Here is a 23,557-nt window from a genome sequence, read left to right on the forward strand (position 1 = left end):
TAGCTATCCTCTACTAGTCCAACAGTCATTGATATAGCCTTTCCGATAATAGTCATAGGGAAGGTAAAAATACCCTTGGTCACCCCATTTTACTCCCCAAGAATTTCTCACAATGAATTGCTCGTTAGAATCATCATAGCCAACAACAAGTACAGCATGGCCACCAAGCAGTTCTTCCACGTCTGTTTTAGGTAAAGGAACAATCCCGGTAGCAGCTACGTCTTTCCCTTCAAAAGATGAATACACTTCCATCCCAATAACTACGGGAAGCTCTTCTGCAACAGACGCTTTAATCTGAATTAAGGAAGTAATCCGATGATATTCCGTTATTTTATAAAGAGCAGCAGCGGCAAGCTCTTGCTCTGTCGGGGATTGTGCAAATGTTTGAATATTATATGGCCAAACCGCTTCAGGACACACGCCAATTTTTTGTAATACTTTCATGCCATCACGAATTTGCGCTCCACTATCTTCATTCACAGTTCCCTCTAAATATCGTTCTTCCCAGTACAAAAATAAGCGTGACAGGGCAACCCAGGCATTTGCCGTTTTCAGCATATATTCACGTAAGCCACTGGCAATCGCATTGGCAGTGCAAGAACCTAACTGCCCTTGATCAACAATGGGACTACATTTCTCGCGAAGGTCTATTTTGACTGGCAAAGCTTTTACTTCTTTAAAACAAGTTGTGCAAAAAATATAATCTCTTAGGTCCGTTGAATCTTTCTGTAATAAATACTTACGCAATAGAATACGCCTCCTCTGCTTATACTTTATTCTCAAATAGCTTTATAGGTGCCATTTTCCCGTCAGTTTATAAAAAAGCTATCTGCCAAAAAAGCAGATAGCTTTATAAATTTACGAACTTGAAACTGATGATACAGACTCCGAATCGCCCAAAGCGGCTTCTTTTAAAACGGGTTTCGCAGACTTACCAATTAGCAATGACGCAATAATGCCGCCACTTGCTAGTAATGCGGCAATCTGAAAAGTATCACCATAGGCCATGACCGCCGCTTGCTGTTCGACCATTGACTGTAGAACAGCAAGCGCTGCTGTATAAGCCTGGCTTACCGGCATACCATTCAGTACAAAACCGGCCTGCAATGTCGATATAACTTGTTGCGCTAGTAAGGAAAAACTATCAATATGGTTAGAAAGTATCTCACGATGAAATACCTGTCTCTGATCTAGAATAGTCCCTAAAACAGCAATTCCCACACTGCCGCCAACGTTTTTAAATAGATTAAAAACGCCTGAGCCTACACCCGTTTTCTCTTTGGGCAAAGTGGCCATAGCTGCGTTAGATAAAGGAGACATAGTCAATGCGAGCCCGGCCCCCATCAAAACCAATCGCACAGCAATAAATAAATACCCTGTATCGCTTGTCATCGTGTGAAAAGAATAGAGTGAAATAGATAGTAGCGTCATTCCAGCTAAAGTTGGAAGTTTGCCGCCCACTCGGTCAGCCAGTTTTCCTCCCATCGGAGCTAATAGTATCATTGAACCAATTAAGGGAAATAAAGCAAGACCGGCATGAATCGGCGTATAGTGTAAAATATTTCTTAGAAAAAAGGGAATTAAAAACAAACCGCCATTTAAAGCCATGAAGGTTAGAAAACCAACAATATTGGCTGCTGCAAAGGTGGTGTTTTCAAATAAATGCAAATCTACTAATGGAGCTTGGCTATGACTTTCTACATATAAAAAAGCCGCCATACTGAAAAGCATAATTGTAAATAAACTAAGAATATAAAGGGAAGTCCAGCCTTCTTTAGCCCCACGATTTAAAGCAATAATCAAAGTGCTTAAACTTGTTACCAGCGCGATACCGCCAACATAGTCGATTTTTTCGGAAACATTGCCAAGTTCCGACTCCTGCAGTACTGTCACGGCCAAGATAATTCCCAGGGCGGAAATTGGTACAATGCTATTAAAGAGCATGCGCCAATTCATATACTCGACAATATAACCACCAACAGTCGGTCCAAGTACAGCGCCGGAAGCAGCAAACGCCCCCCACATCCCCATAGCTTGGCCGCGTTCATTCGGTGGAAAGGCATCAGACACCAAGGTCATAGCGTTAGGGAAAAACATCGCTGCCCCAAGCCCCTGCAATACTCGAAATCCAATGACAGAACTGCTACTCCAAGCTAAACCAACCATCATGGTTGCCAAAGTAAACACAACGAGTCCACTAACATACATTTTTTTACGCCCAAATTGGTCACCAAACTTCCCCATGATTGGCAAAGTAGCACCATAAGGAATCATGTAAGAAAGTAATACCCAGGTAACCGTATCCATAGTAAAACCAAAGGTATTCATAATATTGGATAAAGCAATATCTAAAGAGCTTGTTACATAACCACTTAGCACGGTTCCCAGTGAAACAGTAAATAGAACCAGATACTTATGGGGTTTTTGAGTTATAGACTCTAGCATTTCTTCCACCTACCTTGTATGAATTTTAACAGTAGAAGACATGCCAGGCTTTAAAATTAAGTTTTCTGCGTCAATCACTTTGATTTTCACAGCAAGGCGTTGCGTCACTTTCGTGAAATTGCCTGAACTATTATCAGCAGGCAGCAATGCAAATTGTGATCCTGTAGCTGCGCCAATATCCATGACTTCTCCTTTTAAAGTTTTTCCTGGATAGGCATCAACAATAAAATCGACTTGCTGCCCTAGTTTAACTTGTCCAACTTCTGTTTCCTCTATATTTGCCTCAATCCAAGCGCCAGCCGGATTGGTAACACTGTATAAAGTCTGACCTACTGCCACCATCTCTCCCATATCGATAGGCACTTTAGCAACAACACCAGCAACAGGCGCTTTGATTACGGAATACTCCAACTGTAGTTGAGCATTTTTTAATGCAGCGAACGCTTGATCCACTTGAGCCTTGGCAGCTTGGCGATCTTGCTCTGTCGCCCCCTCGTTCATGAGACTCAATCCTGCTGTAGCGCCATTATATTGAGATTCTGCTACTTTTAGGGCAGTTTGACTCGCGTCACGCTGCTGTTCCGCGATAGCGCCTTGTTCGAACAGTCTTTCAACTCGTTCATAATTTTTTTGCGCATTCGCTAAATTTGCCGCTGCTTGTTCAACAGAAGCCTCGGACTGAGTAACTTGCTGTGGACGGCTTCCCACTTGAAGCGAAGCCAATTTTGCCTGAGTCGAATTCAAATTAGCCTGAGCCTGTTCCACCTGAATTTTCAAAGAGCTGCTGTCTATCTCAGCAAGAATTTGACCAACTTCTACATACTCGCCTTCTTTTACCAGCAATTTATCAATTTGTCCAGGAATCTTAGTGCTTACATTGACTATGTTATTTTTAACTCTAGCATCATCTGTCGAAATTATACTGCTAGAAATAGTCCACCACCAAAAGCCCGCTGCAGTCAGAACTCCTACAACCGCACTAGCTGCTATCGTGATCTGGCGCTTACTAAAGTTCTTTATTTTAATCATAGTTCTCACTCTTTTCTTTAATTGCTTCGCCAAATAAAAGACGGCGCATTACGGTTTGACACTGTTCCAGTTCTAAAAATTTAAATTTCACGACTTCTTTTACACGTTCAAAATAAGCTAGTCCCGAGACAGTTAAAGTATAAATCCTCTTTCCCCGTGTTTTAGGATTCTCCCAGCTTCCGTGTACATAGCCATCTTCCTCCATTTGGCGCAGCAACGGATAAATAAAATTGGGATTGGGCTTAATTGTATCTTCCGTAAGCCGACTAATTTCCTCGGCAATTTGATTACCATAGGCTGATTTTTCTTTTAAAATCGTTATAATAAGAAAGCCTGTTACAAGCTTAATCCACATTTTTCGCTCATTTGTAGCAAGTGACATATTTACACCTCTTTATGTTTACATAATCAATTAACTTTAACATTATTAATCTTAATACCTTTTCTAATTGCGGTCAATTCTGTTCTTTTTGGCAAACCAGGGAGCTTTTAACGTTGTATCTACTTTTTCCCAAAATAGTAAAGACCTTTGAGGTCGCCCTCAAAGGTCTTTACTTTCATACGGTAATACATTAATAATAATTCAATAAGATCAATTCAACTCTTGGTATATCTTTTTAACACAGCCAAAATCATTCACAATGCTCTGTAACGTATTTAATTCGTTCCCTTGAAATCGTCGATTAGCAATATCGACTGTCTGAATCATAAGATCTATAGCAACAATCAATAATTCGATTTTCTGACTTGCACGCTCTATTTCCCACTTCAATTCATACTCAGCATCATCAGATTCACTGGCCAGCATCTGTGATTTAAAATTCCATTTATGATAAATATATCTAAGCGATTCGCTTGTAGTATGTTCGTTTAAAACATCGTGTTTTTGCGCATCAATATCATCACTCACTTTATCAATGATATAACTGATCGTGCCTCCCCACGACGAATGAAACCATTTTCCTTTTGGCAAGGCTCTTTCTTCTAATTTGCGTCTAACAAGTTTACCATATTCATGCTTAACAAATCTCACGCAATGTTCTTTTAGTTTGTCCATAATCAAATTCTCTTCTTCTTGTGTCACGAGAAATCCGTTTAATATTTTCTGTTCACATAAGCGAAGCTTATCAATATATTGATAAGCAATCCACTTTTTAGAGTACTCTTTATCAAGATCTGAATAGTATAAATGCGCCATAGTCTCAATCATTCTACTTACGATTATAGCTACAGAATGAAAATAGTGACCCTGATTAAGTGTCAATGCTAACACAGAGCTAAAATATTCATTTTGTCTCTTTAAAAATACAGCAGCCATAATATCATCAGAATCACGCTTATCCTTAAGTCCATTAGAAAACTCTACTGACGATTCATTAAGCTCTGCACCTAGTTGCAATAGTTTCTCTAAAATAAGCGACAATTTTTTATCATCCATTTTATCACCCCATCACTACTATTTTATACGAAAAACAAAAAAAGACCAGCTAAATATTCTCGCCTAGGTTACATTGTAAAAATCGAACCTTGTCACGACGAGTTGTAATCACCTTCTACTTTACGATACATATTATGGAATGTAGGAGAATTATATCCTACTAAAAGGAGGAACTATATTATGGCAGTTGGCATTACCAGCATTCCCTTTTCACTTGCCGATTCTAACAATGAAGGCTTAGGCGTTCAAGTTACAGTAACTAACGGTAACGCCTCTGGCGGAAACGCCCTAACGTTTTATGTTACTCAAATTTATGAGGGAACAAAAACGTATTATTATTCAGAACAGGTCTCTGCATTAGCTGCAGGAGCATCAAAAGACTTAACTCCCTTATCTCTAGTTAATGAAGCAACCTATGATCCAACAAAAATGCATGTATGTATTGCATTCTCTTCATAGCAAGTTTTTAAGAGAACTGGTTACTCCGGTTCTCTACATAAATTTATGTAATTCATCTCCACTTCCTCTTACTCAGATTGGTTGTAAGGAATATTCTGAAGGAGTGGTCGTATGGCAGTAATAACTATTTCAGCCAATAGAAGTCTCACTTTATCTAATAAAATGCCACGAAGTAACATAAATAGTACAGAGCTTATCGTAGGAACAGACAGGACGTATATCTACTACAGTTATTTGTATTTTGATCTTAGTTCCATTCCCTGTGATATACTTTTGCAATCAGCCGAATTAGTGCTATTCAAAACATCAGACTTCTTTTCCTCACCATTTCCGAAGTTTATCATACATCCGCTGCTAAAATTATTTAGCAGTTGTTCGACCTATGAAAATAATAGTACAATAAATTTCAATCCAAAGCTACAGCAGGAATTCTACCCCTTTACGCCCGCTGTAGCCATTGAGATAAATATTACCCCACTAGTAAATCAATGGATACATGGGACTTTAGTCAACCGCGGTATCGTAATTCAAAAGGAGAAATACTCTAAATCACCAGTAATCAATCTATTAACTCATACTACTTTTGGCTCCGCATTCAATCCTGATCGAATGCTTATCCCCTTTATCAGAATAACCTGTAAACATAGTTTGTGGCCATCAACTATAACATACAAAGCGACTCCTATTCCATCCAGTTCATAACAGCAGTGAAAACACTCGCTCCGTAGATAATTGCACTTCATTTACCAATACATAAAAATGGCAAGGTTTCGAAACCTCGGAAACCCTGCCATTACTAGTTTTAAGTTAGTGTGAATGTACCATAGATTTACAATAAAAGAGTAAATAACCGTTAAAAATAAGTTCTCATGAAATGACTAATTCAATTTTGCAGGATCTCCTTCCGGTTTCAAAAAAGGCTTTCCGTCAATAGCAATATTGCTGCCAATAGCAAACTGGCCTAAATGCCTGTTCGCCAATTTCCTCAAGCCTTTTAGGAATTCTTCGGGCTCCTCAATTTTTTCTGGCCTTATCATGATAAGCATTTCCTGCGAGAAACCGCTTTCCAAGCGTCCCAGATTTCTATTTATCAAGGCGATAGCTTCAACCAATTCGCGAGCTTTTTCAGCGTTTCCAGAAGAAACAAGACCCAAAAGCTGTTTGTTTAATTCGGCAAGACCCTTTTCTACCTCTTCGGAATTAAAGCTATGACTATCTTCACCGCCTTCACGCTTCGTTCCTAAATCCTCCAATATGTCTTTAATATCCAATAGTAGCCCCTCCAACTAACAAATTTATCCTGTATCTATTGTTCTTGAATTCTTTCGTCTTCCCATATACAGAACTCGATAAAATTTCACGATATAAATTCTCTATCGAAATGCATTTCGAATTGCATCCCATCCCTATAAAGGGTATTTTGTCTCTCATGATAGCACCGCAATTATCAAATAACAATAGATAAAGCAGCTAGTTTCTGTATTCAGAGCAAGCTAGAACTAAGCATCAGCCCCACATTCCCAGCATATAACAAAAACGGCAAGACCCCGAAATCTCGGAAGCCTTGCCATTACTAGTTTTAAGTTGGTGTGCCTGGCAGGATTCGAACCTGCGACCCACGGCTTAGAAGGCCGTTGCTCTATCCAACTGAGCTACAAGCACAAGTCGCATAATTACGACTTATTTATTATAGCATAGAGATATGTTAAAAGCAATATTTAAATTAAATATTAACCATCAGCCTCATGCTATTTTAAATGCTCATCAAAAAAATGAATTATGATATTCATTACTTCCGGCTGTGCCCAATAAATTCCGCCATGTTGCGCACCGTGCACAACATATCGAGTTGATTCTATGCCATGAGCAACAAGAGATTGATGCAAAATCTCTGTTTGACTGGGAGAAACAACCGTATCTTTATCACCATGCATCAAAAGAAATGGTGGCGTTTTTGAAGAAATGTAAGTAATTGGATTGGCGGATTTAGCTTTCTCTTGATTCGCTAAAACCCCACCGTCTTTTCCTGTAAATACTGGGCTCCCATTAACCCATAAGGCTTCTGTAGCCCCGGCCGATTTATGATAATTTTGCACTTGCTGTGAAAAATCATCTCCAACCTTTGTCAAATCTGACAAACCAAATAAATCAACAACTGCCTGAACATCGCTCGTGTGATTCAGATTATCGCCTTTATCAAAAAGTCCTGTACCGCTAGTCGTTCCAGAAAAAGCTGATAAATATCCGCCAGCCGAACCACCCATAACACCAATTTTATCAGGATTAATATTAAATTGCTCAGCGTGAGCTTTCAAGTAACGAATTGCAGCTTTTACATCTTCGAGCGGCTCGGGAAAAACGGCTGTAGGCGCAACGCGATAGGTCATACTTGCCACAACATATCCCGCATTTGCCAGATCCATCCTCTGCTGTATAAAGCTATCTTTGTTCGCGTTAATAAACCCGCCGCCTGTAATGAAAAGAATGGTTGGCATTTTTCCATTCTTTTCTGGTTTCAATATGTCCATTTTCATTGCGACATTATCATAACCGCGCATTGGCACTTGCTCATACACAACATTAGAAATTAATTTAATAAGAGGTTTTTCAATAACCACGCTTAAGTTCTGACTATCCATTCCCGCGGGCGCCGCCAAAAGATTTCCGGAAAAACCAACTACTAAAAAGCTAGAAATAACTAAAGCTCGCCATACACTGCTCCAATTCACACTTTCTCTTCCTCTCTTTTATATTTAATTTTGCCGTGTTGTATACCCTGTCGGCAGCTCGCTTGGCGCACATTGAATGACTGAATTATTATCAGCGCCGCATTCTTCAATAAAAGTAATGGTAGCAAACTCATCAACCACCATTTTAGGATAAGTTGGACCCTGATCACGATATTCATTCATTTTTGCCAGATGCTCATTTTGATAACAAACCGTCTTGGTTGGATCTTCAGCAACCCATGCCGGGAAGAAAATCGTCCCATGAATTTTACGAGTGCTCAAATTAAAAGCTAGACTTACACAAGTCCCTGTCGGTTCATCCCAGGATACCTTATATACATTTTCTCCTAGAGCTACAATATAAGCTGTTTGATCAGTAACCCAGCGTCCGCCTACGATACCGCTATGAATCCGATAATCAACAGTATTCTCATTTTTAACATAAAATTCATATTGCCAACCATTATCATATGTGTAAATGAAGTGTTTCCCAATTAAGCTTTTCAATTCCTTTTCCATAAAACCATCTCCCTATCAATATATAAATTATAATATGTATGTTTTTACATGTTGTAATTTATATATTGATTATATATACTAAATTTTAGATAGTCAAGCAAAAGGAGTCATTTTATATGAATATATTAAGTTATGCCATTTTAGGATTAATTGATAAAGGAAAAGTAACTGGCTATGATTTAACCAAGATATTCAATGACAGTGTGGCTGATTTTTGGAGTGCGAATCAGAGTCAAATTTATCCTGAGTTAAAAAAGCTAGTCAGCGCTGGACTTATTGAGTATGAAATTATAATCCAAGGTGAAGCTTTAGAAAAAAAAATATACACGCTCACCGCTACAGGCAAACAGGCCCTAAATCAATGGATGCTAGAGGATGAACCGCCGTTGCCGCAAAATAAAGATGTGTTCAAGCTGCGCATGTATTTTGCCGAACATCTAAGCAAAGATCAATTAAAAGAAAAGCTACAAAGCCGCCAAAAAAAGTGCTGTCAACTGTTAAGTCGTTATAAACAAAAAATGAGCGAATATGATGGTGAAGAAATCACACCAGAAAGACTAGGCGACTACCTGCTTTTACGCGGAGCAATGGCACAATTAGAAGCCCAAATTGGCTGGCTTACGGAATCATTAGCCTATATTTCAAACATAGAATAAATATCTTGATAAAATTTATAATAAAGATTTTTATAAAAAAGGACTCGGCACACGCCAAGTCCTTTTTTCATCAAAACCCATTTACTTAATAAATTCAGTTAGCATAATTTGTGCTTGAGGCGATGCAAGTTGAAGAAATTCATAAATATCATCAAAATGAGCTTGCACCACCGCTTGTGAAATTCCCGCTGGCGCATAAATAGCAAATAATGCTTTATTGGTTTCTAATTCAATTCGCGTTCTATCATCTGGTCCGTAAATAATAGAAGATATAATTCCTTTCTGATCAGAAAGCATCATATCACCAGGCTTTGTCCTTTGTTCTTTTCCGCCAATCCCGAAGTAGCTTTCTTCACCTTTAGCCACATCTAATATTAAAGGAAAACTCAGGGCTCCATAGTCATGCCAGCCGTTAAAAGTCCATTTTTTACTTCTGCCATAAACATAGCTTCTACTGTCGCGGCTACAGAAGGAATCTTTTTCGCTTTTAAAGCAATTGATTCGATTTGCTTCATAACATGATACGTTTTTTTATATCTCTTATAGTAGTCGCTGTAAATAGGAATCGGAAAATGCTCGCGAATAGCCTCCGTTGACTGAAATAGAGCCCGTAGCTCTGATTCTATCTCTTGTTTTTTCTGTTCTAAAGCCTCACAGAAAGATATATTTATCAAGTTTTCTACTACTAAAACCGCCATCATGGACCCACTATAATCTTTTCTCCAAGCATCTGTAGCAATTACCATAATACTAACCCCCTATTTATATCGGCCAAAACCAAATAAGCCTTTTACTTTATTGTAAATAATCCGGGGGATTTTTCTTGTATGATCTTGCTATAATTTTTAGGAGTGATACCCATAATCTCCTTAAACTGTCGTGAAAAATGACTTTGATCGGTAAACCCCATCGCCTGCGCAATAGAAGCTAAAGATAAACCACTAGCAAGAAGTTCTTTAGCTCGTCGAATTCGCACTTGTTTAAGATATAGATGTGGCGGCAACCCAATCGCCGCCTTGAATAAACGAATTAAATAAAAAGGACTAATCTGTACTAGTGAGGCTAACTCCTGCAACGAAAAGTTTCTTTGATAATTCTCCTCAATATACTCTCGAACTAAACGAATTCTAGGCATTTCTTTCCCTAACCGTCTTACCGGAACTGTCTCTCTGCCATAACGAGAGATAAATTCTGTTAGCATAATAAGCAATAGTGAATCCTGTTCTAAAAATATTAGAGCAGACTTTTCCAACAAGAAATGGAACTTTCTTATAAACATAGCTAAATAAGGATCTTCAATAACTCCCGCTGCAAAAAAAGGAAGTGTATTGATTTTTCCTGACAAATCATAGACAGCTTGTTCTAAAAGCTTCGGCTGCAAATAGAACATGCGATAAGTCCAGCCCGCTTCTGTTGCAGCAAACCCGTCATGAGCTTCGCCGGGATTAGCCAAATTAATACAGCCACTAGCCGCAACTAGACTTTCACCATGATAAGAAAATCGTAACGCTCCTTGCTCAATGACACCAAAAGCAAAACCATCATGAAAATGTTTGGAAAAATTCTGCTGTACATAAGTTGCATGAAGTAACTCTAAGTTTGCTAATTGCGGCACAGTCCAAAAATTCACGCTTTCCTTCTTTGTCATACTCATCCTTCCAATCAACCGTAACAAGACTTTCCTTTACTATAAAACAAAAGTCTCATCGTGAAAAGTTTATATAGTATCAGATAAATAAAAGAGCACTTCTTGACAGCTCTATGAGCCTAAAGAAGTGCTTTCATCATCGTCTTGATTTTAAAAAGATGTCCTATTTCTTGTCAGTTTTCCAGCAGGCCAACAAGGAGATCCTGGCGACCGCTTACAAACCTCGGCAATATTAAGAAGTTCAGACGTCCAAAAAACAGGTTTTGTTTCAGACTTTACTTGATTCCAAGCAAAAATGCGAAATCCAGAATAAGCGCCTAAAAGTAAAGTTGCAATATACAATGAGGTCATTTCCATAATCTACAACCTCCTTCAAAATTCTCTTTTTTCTATTATACCACACATTTTCGCAATTGATAACAATTATCTTTATTAATTAATTATTTTTATTGTTCTAAGTGGAAATGGTTTGCGTAAGGGTGCCAACCGATCTCGCCAATTCGAATTAGTTTATGAGAAATTGGCTTACCATCTTCAAATAATTCAAAATCAACATATTGAGCATTTTGCACTTTAAAGTTCAATCCATCGGACTGGCTGTCGGTATCAAGCCGAAAGCGAATTTTTTTATTACTATTCATTCTTTCGGAATTCCCAAAGCTTATGCGTTCATCACCATTTCGATTCGAAAAATCAAACCAAAAATGGTTCTTACCATTTTCCGTAACGTCATAATAATCGCCACGTTCTAAATTATGACCTCTTACATGTAAAAAATCACCGTCAGTGCGAATCATACCAGTAAATACGTGCCTTTCTCCCGGTCTTGTCATCGTCCAAAGATGAAAGCCTCTGTCATCCTGCCAAATATAGTATCCTTCGGGGCCACCAGAATAAAATTGCACTGGCTTACCCCAAGCATCTACATCCGCTTTTCCTGTCCAGGCAAAGGCAGTGCCGGTCAAAACTACCATGCAAAGCATCATGATCGACAAAAGAATTCCTTTTCTCTGCATCGTCTGTCCCTCCTAAATATAACGAATCATTTTTATCAATTTTAGTTTACAGTAAATTTGTGACAAAAAAATGACAGAGATAGCAAAAGCTCTTTGGCATTAGGCCAAAGAGCTTTTATTAAAAAAACTATTCTTTTAAATGAAATGGAACGGTTGTAACGATTACGTTTTGACGCCAAACAAGCATATTGCGTAAAATCAATCCTGTTTGATTATGCAAGAGACGATGCCAAGATTTTCGCGTTTCAAATTCAGGAATTAAGACCGTAATATAATCGTCAGGCTCTTTCTTACTTTCCACCTTATCAATAAAGCGAAGCAACGGCCGCATCAACAGCCGATAGGGCGAATGAATCGTGATGAGTTCTACACCGGGATTCCATTTACGCCACTTTTCCTTGATCTTCTTTTGCATCTCTATATCATCGGAAATATGAACTGCTATAATATTGTCGCCAATCATTTTTGCATATTTAATGGATTCATACACAACGCGCGTTGGTGATGAAACAGGGACAATGACAATATGTTTTCCTTTAGGAAAAACAGTCGGACCTTCCTCATAGCATGCTTCTGGCAAGTGCAATTGATCTGCAATACTATTATAATGAGCCTTGATTTTTTTAAACAAATAAATCATCATGGGAATAAATAATAAAATTAACCAAGCACCATGAATAAACTTAGTAACAGTAATAATAACAACGACAAGCCCTGTCGTAATCGCGCCTAAACCATTCAAAAAAGCCCGAATTTGCCAAGCACTGCCTCTTTCCCTAAACCAATGAACAACCATGCTCGTTTGAGCAATCGTAAAAGAAATAAAAACGCCGATAGCATAAAGCGAAATAAGTTGATCTGTATTCCCGTGAAAAACAACAATTAATAATGCTGCCGCTATGGTTAGTAGCACGATGCCATTGGAAAAAGTAAGTCTTTCACCTCTAGTAGCTAAGTATCGCGGCATGTATCCATCCTTCGCAATAATCGAAAGAAGAATAGGCAATCCATTATACGCTGTATTAGCAGCCAAATAAAGAACTAGCATAGTAGTAATTTGAATATAAAAGTAAATATAAGACCGGCCAAAAATACTTTCTGCCAACTGTGACATGGCTGTCACTTCAGGAATTGGTAAAATGTGATTTTGCATAATTAAATAAGTAATACCAATAAACATAAAACCAAGAATACTTGCCATCCAGTATGTCGTAACCGAGGCATTTTTCGATTCCGGCGCTTTAAACATAGGTACACTATCAGCGATAGCCTCAATCCCTGTCATAGAACTACAGCCATTAGCGAAAGCTCGTAAAATAAGCAAAATCATGCCAAAATCAAGCTGCTGCTTTGCAGCCGATTCAGGCGGTAGAACAAACATGTCGCCAGTAAACGCTTTCCAGGTACCAACTAAGATCAAAACAGTTACACCTGCCAAGAAGGCGTAAGTAGGCACAACAAAAGCGTTGGATGATTCCCGAACACCGCGCAAATTCACTAACATTAAAAGACCAAATAAGACAAATAAATCAAGTCCTACTATGTGTTCAGACAGAAATGGAAAAGCGGAAACAATGGCTGCCGTACCTGCTGAAACACTCACCGCAGCCGTCAGTACATAATCGGAAAAAACCGATCCTGCTACAATCAGCGCAGGCATTTCTCCCAAATTCTTCTTAGCAACTGCATAAGCGCCACCGCCTGTTGGATTCGCTTTAGCAACTTGAACATAAGATAAAGCAACGATTCCCAGTAATAGTAAGATAGATAATGCGATCGGCGCCATGTACCCATAAGCAATAATCCCAGGTACTGACACTAACATAAGCATAATCTGCTCGGGACCATAGGCAACAGATGATAAAGCATCTGATGAAAAAATCGAAAGCGCTTTCCATTTCGGCAGCCTTTCGTGAGCCAACTCCTGATTATGAAGTGGTTTACCTATAAGTATCCTGCGTAATTCCCGTATCATTCAATTATAAGCCTCCTGATTATAAAACCTGCTCTTTTACAGCCTAAGTCGTGTTCAAAGACCAATTCCTACTGTGTTCTTATAATATGTCCCGCAGCCAGACTTTTTCTTCATGCTTTCTTCATAGTATGAGTCACAGTAACGACATGGAATATTGAGCATTATAGCAAAATGAGAATCAGATAGCAATATCTAACAATACCATCTCCTTGACAAAAAAAGTACTCTTTCTGCAAAATTCACTCTCTATCCTTATTATATAATGGAATTTTTTTTTTGAAAGCTATAATTTACAGCTTTCACGATAAAAGAATCGTGTTTTTACAATAGCATCCTAAAATAAAAAGAGAGTTCGGCAATCGCCAAACCCTCCTTTTGCCTATTCCTTAATTGACTTGCTTGTTTAACATAATTTTTAAAATCTGTCCATCAGTCTGAACCATTCCTTGCGAAGCTAATTGACCTAGATTGGCAATAGATTGATCCACATCTTCAGCAACAATGCCATCACTACTAGTAACTCGCGTCCCCTCTAAAGCCAAGAGTACTGCTTTATAAGCGGCTGTAGCTGAAGTGGAAACTTTCATTGCACAACTATTAGAAGCTCCGTCACAAATCATCCCAGACACATCGCCAATCATATTAGAAATGGCCATACTAACACTATCAAAGTTGCCATCTAATAGCCATGCCATCCCAGCTGCAGCTCCCATGGATGCCGTCGTTACAGCACAAAGCGCCGAAAGGGTAGGCAATTTATCATGAATATAAATAGCCATCAAGTGAGACAAAATCAAAGCCCGCGTGAGTTTCTCACGATTAGCGCCTACATGCTCAGCCACTACCACGACAGGCATAGTTGCCGCAATTCCCTGGTTGCCTGATCCCGAATTCGTCATAGCTGGTAATGCAGCTCCACCCATTCTCGCATCAGATGCCGCTGCTGTACGCACAAGAATCTTTGTTAACAGACTATTGTCCATCAAACCTTTTTCAATGTTTCTCTGCATAGTAGCGCCAATACGCAAACCATAGCCGCCTTTCATCCCTTCCTTGGACAAAGACTCATTTAAACTAGCCGCTTCATAAATAAAATCAATCATCGTTAAAGGCGCTGTTAAAGCAAATTCAAAAACATCTTGAGCCCGAACGCCGCTTAATGAATAAGAGCTTTCCTTATTTTGGTCTTTATCGGCAGACGCCTCAAACACAACCTCGCCATTTTCTTCAATTCTCACCACGTTCGTATGTGTATCAGCAATGCATACTTTTACCCATTGGTCGCCATGAAATAGTTTTGCCTCAGAGTAAAGGATATTAGGAACATCGGCCACCGAAATTTGAACTTGATTATGCGCTACCATCGCTTTTCCGGCTGTGACTTGCTCTGGTGTAAGGCTTTTTAATACTTCTAATTTTGCTTCAGGATCACCACCCAAAGCACCTACAGCAGCAGCAATTAATAAACCGGCCGTTCCTGTTCCTGGTACCGTAACGCCCATGCCGTTTTTTAGTAAATTAGCAGAAACCTTCGCTTCAATTCGCTCAACTGGCTGGTTCAAACGCCGAGCGCCAATAGCAGCGGCTAACGCCAACGAAATAGGCTCCGTACATCCTACTGCCGGCACCACTTCATTTTTCAAAGCTTTAACAAAAGAATTCCACAGGGGATTTTCTACTAAATTCATATTTTGATTCAATTTTCTCACCTTCCATTTATGAAGCTTGCTTATCAAATGATTAATGCAAAATTCATGCCAAGGAAAGAAGTGCGAAAAACCATTAATTCGTCCCCTTATTTATCACTATAATTTGAGAAATGATAATTTTTTTTGAGAAACTATGAGAAATTTTCCAGTATAGACCGTTAAATCTGGAATCGTACCACAGTTGCTTGGAGATCTTGCGCCAGCTTCGCAAGATTCTGACTTGAAGCGGCAATTTCTTCCATCGACGCGGATTGTTCTTCTGTTGCTGCCGATACTGACTGGGATTGTCCAACGGCAGTTTTGCTATATCCATCAATTTCTTTCATTGCTGCAACAATTTGTTGACTGCCACCAGCCATCTGTTGCATCGCAGCCGAAATATCTTTTACTTCTGAAGCAGCATCTGCTACCATTTTTGCGATTTCTTTAAAGGCCTCCCCAGCAGTAGTAACAACCTCGGAACCAACCTTAACCTCGCGGGTACCTTCGGTCATCGCGAGTACAGCTGTATCAGTATCCCCCTGAATTTCTCCAATTAAATCAGCAATCTGTTTTGCTGCTTCCTGTGATTGTTCTGCTAATTTTCGAACCTCTTCCGCAACAACGGCAAACCCTCTCCCTTGTTCACCAGCTCTCGCTGCTTCAATCGCAGCGTTTAACGCCAACAGGTTAGTTTGCCCAGCAATTCCAGCTATTGTATCAACAATTTGCCCGATTTCCTTGGATCTTTCTCCTAGCTTTGCTACGACTCGCGCTGAATGGTTAACGGTCTCTTCAATATGTACCATTTGATTAACCGCTTTCTCAACTGATTTAGTTCCTTCTTTCGCCGATTCTACGGCTCGTGAGGTACTGCCAGCTACTTGATTCGCACTGGCAGCAACCTGTTGAATTCCTGCAGACATTTGTTCTGCCACAGAAAAAGTTGCATCCACAGCCTTTAATTGTTTTTCTGCACCAGATGCTACACTAGCAATTGAACTAGCCACTTGAGTAACTCCTTGAGCTGACTGATCTGCACTAGCGGTTAATTCTTCTGACGACGCCGCCACTTGCTCCGCCGAGTTGTTAACTTGTTTTAAAACCTGACGAAGGTTACTGCGCATGCTAGCCAAAGCATCGGCAACTTGACCAATTTCATCTTTTCTACTGACTTTACGAACTTTTTCACGAAAATCACCACTAGCTAATTCACTGCAAAAGGCTACCATCAATTGTAACGGATTTGCAATCATTCGACCAATGAGCCAACCACTCACACCAAGGATAATAAACGCAAGCACAATAATGCCAATTAACAACTGTATTGATCTAGCCTCAGCTGCTTGAACATTTGTATTCATCTTATCCGCCAAATCTTGAATATATAAAGTATAATCGCGCATAGCGCTAATGTATTCATTAGCTCGCGGCTCTAAAGTCGTTACATAAAGAGCATAGGCTTCAGCATTTTTATTTTGCATACTAAGTTCGATAATAGGCTCTCTAGTTACACGATATTTTTGTTGAGCCTCTTTCACTTTAGCAAACAATTCATCGGATTTTGGATCAAAATGCATCTGTTCTATACTCGCCATATTCTTGTTGATAGCATCGGCGCGACCATCAATTGATTTTTTCAATTCACGATTTTTAGCTTCATCGGTCGTTAGCATTAGCTCTAATACATTGCCATTGGCAGTTCTTATAAAAGAGGCTATTTCTACGGAAAGCCGTACAGGAATCAATCGCTTCTCATACATAATTGCTATATCTTTACTAGCTTGCTGTAAATAATAGTAACCGGTAATCCCTACAATCCCCAAAGATACGAAAGCAATAGCAATTAAAAAACTTAATTTCATCCTCACTTTTAAATTAGTTAGAAAATTCATTAGTTCCATTCTCTCCTTTTAATTATTTTTGGTTTACACTTTCGATTCCATCATAGCGACGAATTCATAGCACTTCCTCTCGCTCCAAAAGAAATTTTTAATAAATTTACAAAAAAATATACGCTTGCACATAAAAGTACAAGCGTATATTAAACAGCTTCGCATCTAACGTTCTGCCTAACTTGCTATAAAAAAACTATGAAACTAAAAACACAAGACTACGTCTAAATACAATGCAAGCATAATTTACACTATATTCCTTAAAATATATCATAAAATATTTCTTAAAAATATAGCTTCTAAATTAAGCGGACATTGCATCTAAAAATTTTACCCATTCTTCTTGTGATAGGTGTGATAATATAATCAATTTATCTGCTTTTTTATCAAAATAAATAAATGGATTGTCTATAGCTGTATTAAAATACTTATTAAGAATTTGTTCTAAAATGGTTTTCGCTTGTAAAACAAGCATATTTTCAATAAAACAAGCTTCTTCCCTATCTGTATGTATCATGTATTCAAAAAAAGGTGTCAGTAAACCTGAAATCATAATAGTAATAAATTGATTATCTAAGATAGCAACTGAAATATGCTCGGGTCCATACCTATTTTGTCTACTAAAAAATGCCGAAACTTCGCCGGTAAGCTTTAATTCTAATGAATTTTGGTGGGAATGAAACTTTTTAAAAATAGGTTTTGCAAAGAAGATGTAAAAAAAACTATAAATCATATTCTTATAAAAAGTTGGTGGAAACAAGTAATAATAGTCGATATTACACCCGTAAAATTCCACTTTGCGAGGAATACTAATTTTTTTCGCTAAATCAAATATTGCGGGGTAATATTCTTGATAAATATGATTCTTACCATATTTATCAATATTTTGCTGTTCCCATTTTGTTAAATTACTAGCGACAAATCCAATTTCAACGTTTTTTCTTAGAGCAATAAACCGGGTAGAAACTAATTTAGGGAATTTGAGACTATCGCATAATTCATTTGTATGCTTTTCATCATATTCCAATAAATTTTTTAATGTTTCCTCATAAGATAAATGATTTATTATGCGATTATTCATAATTCCCCTAATACCCTATATTAATTATCTAATATCTAAAATTAATTGCTAAAATTTCCAAATAATATTCTTTTAAGTTTCGACATATTCTTTTTAAACCCTCCTATATATTTTATAATAGGACAAAATACCCAAACAACAATGATTATACCCGCTTTTCTGAGTTTTTTTGGATCAAATCTACAGTATAAATTCTAGAGATTTTTAAAAATTTTGACTGATCTTGGGTTTCCATTTATGCCTTTTCTCAAATTTAAAGAAACTCCATTTAAAGGATTCTGTAGCTTTCATAAATTTCACAATATGAAAGCCGCATTTATTAATGTAAAAATCAATATTCAGTAAAGCTGCTGTCGGTGTTACCAACTCCCAAAGCTCAATGTTTGAGTAAAATTCTTCAATATAGTGCTAAACCCGTTGTCCAATTCCCTTACCTTGATAATCCGGCTGAAGTCCAAAAAGCACTAATTCACCGCTATGACTGGCATGATTGAAGGTGATAAAAACTCCGCCAATGACATCCTGATTATGAGTAATTTTATAAGCTACACCACAGCTGCCCAAAAAGTCTGCTGCCAAAAGCTTATCCTCTTCTTCCGCCAACATAGTTTCAGCGTCTTCCCCTAGTACCGCCAGCATCTTTTCATTGAGTAAGGTAGACTCCAGGGTATGATAGATAACTTTTTCTACTTCACCAAACTCTTCCCGTCTCACTTCGCTTAAAATAATTTCATCAAAAATATTCTTTTTCATAGTTCAATCCCTCTTTCTATCATCTTCATGAATCTCGCAACTTCCAATCATGAAACAGCGAATAAACGACAGGAACAACAAATAGAGTAAGTAGCGTTGATGTAATCAGGCCGCCAATGATGGCATGCGCCATTGGGGCGCGAGCTTCCGCACCGGGACCAACGCCCAAAGCGATCGGAAGCATACCAAAAATCATAGCTACACTAGTCATGAGTATCGGACGCAACCTGATACGTCCGGCAGCTACTAAAGATTCATTACAGGAATTCCCCTTTTCGATATGGTGCTTCGCAAAATCAATGAGGAGAATAGCATTTTTGGTAACGAGCCCCAAAAGCATCATAATCCCAATTGCTGAAATCATGCTAAGATCACTGCCAGATAAAAATAAGCCAAGCAAAGCGCCAATGATGGCTAAAGGCAAAGATAGCATAATCGCCAAGGGTTCGCTGTAGCTTTCAAACTGCGCCGCCAAAATCATAAAGATAAAGGCAATCGCCAGTGTTAACGCAATTCCCATACTAGAAAAAGACTCATCCATATCATCGGATTCGCCAACAGCACTGATCTGATATCCCACAGGAAGTGGCATATCTTGTATATCACCATCCAGTTGATTGTTAAATTCACCGAGAGTCGTTTTCTCTAAATTGGCAGTCAGGCGAATTTCTTTTTGCCGATCATAACGATTAATTTCAGCAGGACTTGTCGTGTATTTCCACTCGGCAACCTGAGACAACGGGATCAGCATTTTTTGTCCATCAGTTTTTATTTTTTCACTGGGAACATAGATATGGCTCAAATTGCCTGGTTGACTGCGATCCATCGCTGTCAACCGCGCACGAATATCAATCCGCTCTTCACCATCGCTGTATTTTCCAATAACAGCCCCGCCTAGCAGCGTTTGCAAACTCGTACCAATAGTAGCAGTGGAAACGGATAAATCGCTGGCTTGCTGTGATTTAATAGAAACATTTAAATTGGGCTTACCAGGACGATAGCTCGAAACCACATCTTGCACCCCAGCTATATTTTCGATTTTTTTCTGTAACCGAGCAGCAATTTCACTCAGCTTTTCTACAGAGTCGCCAGTCACAGAAATCGCAACAGGTTTACCATCGCCTTGCTCAATATCCACTCTGATACCAGAAATACGATTGAGTCTTTGACGTACTTCATTGATCATCTCCGCTTGACTCCGGTGTCGCTCATTTTTCGGAACCAAAGTTATAAACAAGCTCTGTTCTTCCTTAGTCGATATACCATAAACATGTCGAATTTCAGGAATAGTCCGAAGCTCCTCAATCATTTTGTTGAGAGTATTGGCTAACTCTGGCAACGTAGGCCCTTCCTGCATTTTTATTTTTACGGTAAACTGCGCTTGGTCGGTCACAGGAAAGAATGAAGATCCAAGATACGGGACCAACATCATGCTGAATAGAAATAAGGTCATTGCACCTAGCAATACTTTTTTTCGTTGCTTGTAAAGCAGTGTTTTCAGCACCACTGAATAAGCCTCAGCTAAGCAGTCGAACCAACCATTCCACTTTAGCCACCAAGCTTTCAGCCGACCTGAAGTATGCTGCTGTCCTACTGGTAGATATAAGGCTGCCATCATCGGCGTCAGTGTAAAAGAAATAAAAAGAGATACTAATACAGCCATAGCAATCGTTAGGCCAAATTCTTTAAAAAATTGTCCCACTGCACCGGACATAAAGCCGACAGGTAAAAAAACAGCAACTACAGTAAAAGTGGTGGCCATAACTGCCAAAGAGATTTCCTTAGTTCCTTCGGCAGCAGCTTGAATAGCACTCTTTCCCATTTGCCTATGACGAATAATATTTTCAATAACTACAACGGCATCATCAATAAGCAGCCCCACAGATAGGGACAATCCTAACAAGGACATACTATTAATAGAAAAACCAGCGAGTTTCATAAAGAAAAAAGTCGCTACAATCGAAACAGGAATCGCTATCGCGCTAATAAACGTACTCCGCCAATCGCCAAGGAACCACAGTACGACGAATACGGCGAAAAATCCGCCCATTATAAGATCAAACCACACTTCATGAATGGAGTCCTCAACCCGTTGAGCATCATCACGAACGAGATGCAATACCATACCCGTTGGCAAGTTCTTTTGAATTTTTTGTAATTCAGCTTTTACTTTATTCCCAACCTTTACGGCATTAGCGCCAGATTGTTTGCCTATTTCTAGACCAATAGCCGGTTGATTGTCGTAACGGGCAATCGTCTCAATGTCTTTGATGGTATCCTTAACAGTCCCAATTTGCCGATAATAGATGGGGGAGCCATTTCTGATACCGACGACAACATTTAGAAAATCCTGCGGATTTTTGAAGTTGCCTGCTGTACGTACTGATAATTCCTGCTTACTTGCACTGAGTTTTCCGGCAGGAACATCAAGGTTTTCCTGCTGTAACCGTTCCGTAATCTCCGGTATAGAAAGCGCGAAAGAAGTCATTTTCTCCTGATCTAGCAACAACTGAATTTCTCGTTGTTGACGACCTGATATCTTCAGTTGACCAATACCAGCAATCTTTTGCAAGCGAGGTTTTATTACGTCGTCGACAAAAACACTTAATTCGCGACTATTGGCGGTTTCACTTGTAAGTGCAACCGCAACAACAGGAGCCGCTTTCATATCAAAACGGGCAATAACTGGTTCTTTAATCTTGTCAGGCAGTTCACTACGAATTGCACTGATTTTATCTCTAACATCTTGAATCGCACTGGCCGGATCAATCTCTAGATTAAAGTCCACGCCAATTTCGGCTTCGCCCTCACGCGAAGTGGACCGAACATGTTTTACGCCTTTGGCTTCCCCCACTGCTTCTTCTACTTTTTGCGTTATTTGAGCATCAATTTGTTCCGGCTGCGCCCCTTCATAGGTAATAATAACTGATACATAGGGTAGACTTGTATCAGGCATTTCATCTACATTCATGCGAAAATAACTAACAGCGCCTAATAAAATAAGCGCCAAGAGGATTACTGTGGCAAAAACCGGGCGTTTAATACTAAATTCCGGTAAACTCATGGGCTAGCTGCCTCCTTCACTAACAAGGTATCGCCAGCTTTGATTTTATCTAAGTTATTGACGACTACAGGCATACCGGCCTGAAGACCTGCTTTGATTTCAATTTGCTCACCAATTAATTCGCCTATTTCTACCAATGTTTTTTTTGCTTGACCATCGACTGCCACATAAACATAATTCAACCCTTTTTGCGCTATAACCGCCATTCGCGGCACTACAAGAACAGCCTGCGACTCGCCTGCAATTAAGGCGATTTGTGCAAACATACCAGGCTTTAATAACTGATTCGGGTTATCTGCCTTAATTTTCACTCGAAACATACGACTTTCACTGCCTGCCACTGGATTGATGATCGCTATCGTTCCGGTAAAAGTCTGATTCGGATAGGCATCTACTGTAATAGTTACAGGAACGCCTGGTTTCGCTACAGCAATATCTTTTTGCTCAATGTTTACTACTACATAGACCTGGTCAATTTGTTCTACCGTTAGAAGAGCATTGCCTGGTGACACAACCTGACCAATGGTAACGGCTTTATTAGCAATTACCCCCGTCACAGGACTAATGATACTGCCGTCTTCCATTTGCTTTTGCGCATTATTCAAATTCGCATAGGCGTTATCGACTTCACTGCGACTAGCGATTAAACGGGCTTCTGCTGTTTCAAGTTGTTGCTTCGTCACAGCATTTTGGGCATAGAGAGTTCTATATCGTTCATAATCAGCCTGAGCTGTATTTAAGCTGGCCTCAGTTTGCCGGACATTGTTTTGTGCAATCCGAACTGCATTAGCCAGCTCGACTGTATCTAGTTGTAAAAGCATAGTTCCTTTCAAGACGGCTTGCCCATCTTCAACCAAGATCTGATTAATTTTCCCAGCAAAACGGCTACTAATCATAGCAGAAGTAATCCCCTCTACGGTGCCAGTTAAAGGTAGAATATTTGACTTTTGTATCTTTCTTGCCTCTGATGTAGTTACTGCTAGCGGCTGATTCATAATAACAGCTTGCTGCTGGACATTATAAATTCGCCAAGCAAGCATACTGACAAGTACGATTAGAATCAATATGATGATCCCGTTTCTAAACCGAAGTTTATTTCTTAGCATAGATATCCTCCTAATAGTTTGAAAATAAAAGCATTGCAATATTGACCCTGGTCAGT

Annotated in this window: 23 protein-coding genes and 1 tRNA gene; 3 read left to right on the forward strand and 21 right to left on the reverse strand. The window is 39.1% G+C overall.

What is annotated here, in order from left to right; translation table 11 throughout:
• Positions 1–3: 3 nt before the first annotated feature.
• The 5 genes from AC0MXB_RS11225 to AC0MXB_RS11245 all read right to left on the reverse strand — a co-directional run bounded on the left by AC0MXB_RS11225 (position 4) and on the right by AC0MXB_RS11245 (position 4,912).
• Positions 4–747: a C1 family peptidase gene (locus AC0MXB_RS11225; RefSeq protein WP_474039776.1), complete on the reverse strand. Its 744-nt coding sequence runs from the start codon at positions 745–747 to the stop codon at positions 4–6.
• Between the two features lie 111 nt (positions 748–858).
• Positions 859–2,445 carry a DHA2 family efflux MFS transporter permease subunit gene (locus AC0MXB_RS11230; protein WP_474039777.1) on the reverse strand — a complete coding sequence of 529 codons (1,587 nt, stop codon included), beginning with the start codon at positions 2,443–2,445 and terminating at the stop codon, positions 859–861.
• Between the two features lie 9 nt (positions 2,446–2,454).
• Positions 2,455–3,474 (reverse strand): HlyD family secretion protein, encoded by a 1,020-nt coding sequence (locus AC0MXB_RS11235; protein ID WP_474039778.1) that lies wholly within the window; start codon positions 3,472–3,474, stop codon positions 2,455–2,457.
• On the reverse strand, positions 3,467–3,856 hold the full coding sequence (locus tag AC0MXB_RS11240) for a PadR family transcriptional regulator (protein ID WP_474039779.1): 390 nt from the start codon (positions 3,854–3,856) through the stop codon (positions 3,467–3,469). Before AC0MXB_RS11240 ends, AC0MXB_RS11235 begins: the two co-directional genes overlap by 8 nt.
• Positions 3,857–4,066: 210 nt before the next feature.
• A complete protein-coding gene (locus tag AC0MXB_RS11245) occupies positions 4,067–4,912 on the reverse strand; it encodes a hypothetical protein (RefSeq protein ID WP_474039780.1) in 846 nt (281 codons plus the stop codon).
• A 180-nt stretch (positions 4,913–5,092) separates the two neighbouring features.
• On the opposite strand from AC0MXB_RS11245, the gene AC0MXB_RS11250 reads away from it, so the two are divergent.
• Together AC0MXB_RS11250 and AC0MXB_RS11255 are read left to right on the forward strand one after the other, a co-directional pair.
• Positions 5,093–5,371, forward strand: a complete 279-nt coding sequence (locus tag AC0MXB_RS11250) for a hypothetical protein (RefSeq protein ID WP_474039781.1) — start codon at positions 5,093–5,095, stop codon at positions 5,369–5,371.
• 111 nt (positions 5,372–5,482) lie between these two features.
• On the forward strand, positions 5,483–6,073 hold the full coding sequence (locus tag AC0MXB_RS11255) for a DNRLRE domain-containing protein (protein ID WP_474039782.1): 591 nt from the start codon (positions 5,483–5,485) through the stop codon (positions 6,071–6,073).
• Positions 6,074–6,249: 176 nt separating this feature from the next.
• Here the strand turns inward: AC0MXB_RS11255 and AC0MXB_RS11260 are convergent, their stop codons facing one another.
• The 4 genes from AC0MXB_RS11260 to AC0MXB_RS11275 all read right to left on the reverse strand — a co-directional run bounded on the left by AC0MXB_RS11260 (position 6,250) and on the right by AC0MXB_RS11275 (position 8,619).
• Complete coding sequence (locus AC0MXB_RS11260) at positions 6,250–6,642, reverse strand: hypothetical protein (RefSeq protein WP_474039783.1); 393 nt, start codon at positions 6,640–6,642, stop codon at positions 6,250–6,252.
• A gap of 314 nt (positions 6,643–6,956) precedes the next feature.
• Positions 6,957–7,033 (reverse strand) — tRNA-Arg (locus AC0MXB_RS11265).
• Between the two features lie 86 nt (positions 7,034–7,119).
• Positions 7,120–8,100 carry an alpha/beta hydrolase fold domain-containing protein gene (locus AC0MXB_RS11270; RefSeq protein WP_474039784.1) on the reverse strand — a complete coding sequence of 327 codons (981 nt, stop codon included), beginning with the start codon at positions 8,098–8,100 and terminating at the stop codon, positions 7,120–7,122.
• 24 nt (positions 8,101–8,124) lie between these two features.
• Complete coding sequence (locus tag AC0MXB_RS11275; protein WP_474039785.1) at positions 8,125–8,619, reverse strand: phenolic acid decarboxylase; 495 nt, start codon at positions 8,617–8,619, stop codon at positions 8,125–8,127.
• Between the two features lie 116 nt (positions 8,620–8,735).
• Here AC0MXB_RS11275 and AC0MXB_RS11280 point away from each other — a divergent pair, with 116 nt between their 5' ends.
• Positions 8,736–9,275, forward strand: a complete 540-nt coding sequence (locus AC0MXB_RS11280; RefSeq protein ID WP_474039786.1) for a PadR family transcriptional regulator — start codon at positions 8,736–8,738, stop codon at positions 9,273–9,275.
• Positions 9,276–9,356: 81 nt separating this feature from the next.
• Here AC0MXB_RS11280 and AC0MXB_RS11285 read toward each other — a convergent pair whose 3' ends face one another.
• The 12 genes from AC0MXB_RS11285 to AC0MXB_RS11340 form a co-directional block, all read right to left on the reverse strand.
• Entirely contained in the window at positions 9,357–9,641 is a 285-nt protein-coding gene (locus tag AC0MXB_RS11285) for a hypothetical protein (protein ID WP_474039787.1), read from the reverse strand.
• 20 nt (positions 9,642–9,661) lie between these two features.
• The gene (locus AC0MXB_RS11290) at positions 9,662–10,021 is read right to left on the reverse strand and encodes a hypothetical protein (protein ID WP_474039788.1); all 360 of its coding nucleotides are present in this window, start codon (positions 10,019–10,021) and stop codon (positions 9,662–9,664) included.
• Between the two features lie 44 nt (positions 10,022–10,065).
• The gene (locus AC0MXB_RS11295; RefSeq protein WP_474039789.1) at positions 10,066–10,923 is read right to left on the reverse strand and encodes an AraC family ligand binding domain-containing protein; all 858 of its coding nucleotides are present in this window, start codon (positions 10,921–10,923) and stop codon (positions 10,066–10,068) included.
• Between the two features lie 150 nt (positions 10,924–11,073).
• Positions 11,074–11,280 carry a hypothetical protein gene (locus AC0MXB_RS11300; protein ID WP_474039790.1) on the reverse strand — a complete coding sequence of 69 codons (207 nt, stop codon included), beginning with the start codon at positions 11,278–11,280 and terminating at the stop codon, positions 11,074–11,076.
• An 89-nt stretch (positions 11,281–11,369) separates the two neighbouring features.
• The gene (locus AC0MXB_RS11305; RefSeq protein WP_474039791.1) at positions 11,370–11,939 is read right to left on the reverse strand and encodes a hypothetical protein; all 570 of its coding nucleotides are present in this window, start codon (positions 11,937–11,939) and stop codon (positions 11,370–11,372) included.
• Positions 11,940–12,066: 127 nt separating this feature from the next.
• Complete coding sequence (locus AC0MXB_RS11310; protein ID WP_474039792.1) at positions 12,067–13,914, reverse strand: APC family permease; 1,848 nt, start codon at positions 13,912–13,914, stop codon at positions 12,067–12,069.
• Positions 13,915–14,300: 386 nt separating this feature from the next.
• On the reverse strand, positions 14,301–15,623 hold the full coding sequence (locus AC0MXB_RS11315) for an L-cysteine desulfidase family protein (RefSeq protein ID WP_474039793.1): 1,323 nt from the start codon (positions 15,621–15,623) through the stop codon (positions 14,301–14,303).
• A gap of 158 nt (positions 15,624–15,781) precedes the next feature.
• Positions 15,782–17,497 (reverse strand): methyl-accepting chemotaxis protein, encoded by a 1,716-nt coding sequence (locus AC0MXB_RS11320; RefSeq protein WP_474039794.1) that lies wholly within the window; start codon positions 17,495–17,497, stop codon positions 15,782–15,784.
• A gap of 304 nt (positions 17,498–17,801) precedes the next feature.
• Entirely contained in the window at positions 17,802–18,578 is a 777-nt protein-coding gene (locus AC0MXB_RS11325) for a Na-translocating system protein MpsC family protein (protein ID WP_474039795.1), read from the reverse strand.
• A 408-nt stretch (positions 18,579–18,986) separates the two neighbouring features.
• A complete protein-coding gene (locus AC0MXB_RS11330; RefSeq protein ID WP_474039796.1) occupies positions 18,987–19,331 on the reverse strand; it encodes a GNAT family N-acetyltransferase in 345 nt (114 codons plus the stop codon).
• A 25-nt stretch (positions 19,332–19,356) separates the two neighbouring features.
• Complete coding sequence (locus tag AC0MXB_RS11335) at positions 19,357–22,395, reverse strand: efflux RND transporter permease subunit (RefSeq protein ID WP_474039797.1); 3,039 nt, start codon at positions 22,393–22,395, stop codon at positions 19,357–19,359.
• On the reverse strand, positions 22,392–23,501 hold the full coding sequence (locus AC0MXB_RS11340) for an efflux RND transporter periplasmic adaptor subunit (RefSeq protein ID WP_474039798.1): 1,110 nt from the start codon (positions 23,499–23,501) through the stop codon (positions 22,392–22,394). Before AC0MXB_RS11340 ends, AC0MXB_RS11335 begins: the two co-directional genes overlap by 4 nt.
• Positions 23,502–23,557 lie beyond the last annotated feature (56 nt).

The sequence above is a fragment of the Pelorhabdus sp. sgz311001 genome, from assembly GCF_055901755.1.